2 pseudogenes are annotated in these 511 nt (G+C 39.7%); both read right to left on the bottom strand.

Annotation, left to right across the window (positions count from 1 at the left end):
* A pseudogene (locus R7Q48_RS31335) lies at positions 1-219 on the bottom strand (GGDEF domain-containing protein); the annotation flags it as partial.
* Positions 219-511: pseudogene (locus R7Q48_RS31330) on the bottom strand (oxidoreductase); the annotation flags it as partial. The pseudogenes R7Q48_RS31330 and R7Q48_RS31335, both read right to left, overlap by 1 nt.

Raw genomic sequence — 511 nt, 5'->3', positions numbered from 1 at the left:
ACGTGCTTCACTGACGAGCTCAGAAAGCTCTTTCGATAACTGGAATAAAAACCATGTCGCTTGTTTTTGCTCATCAGTAAAACTTTGCGCTAAGACCCGAGTTTGTTGGAGCAATATGACATTTGCGAGCAATAAAGAAGTGGCAAAAACCAAAAGGAGCATTTTGCTGGTCGTCGAATAATTTTTTTGTTTAATTGGGTAAGCTTCTGATAACTTCATTATTTTTGTTTTATTTTCATCTCATTAACTTGCCACACCATTTGGGCATGATATTCATTGTGATCCAATTGAGGATATTGACTGAGAGGGTATATCACCCAGTGAGGGCCTTGATTTCTCACTTTGATGTAATGATGATCTTGCTGGTACGCCAAAATTGGCTGATAACGAACAATATCTTTGCGAGATAAGGTGGAGTGATAGTTGTTTAAACTGCCGATATCGACTTGCTCTGGGATGCTTCCATAAACATGAGTCAGCAGCGTGCTGAGCTTTACACCAAGAAACTCTG

This window comes from Vibrio sp. 378 (assembly GCF_033339435.1).
This window is presented reverse-complemented; position numbering and strand designations above follow the sequence as displayed.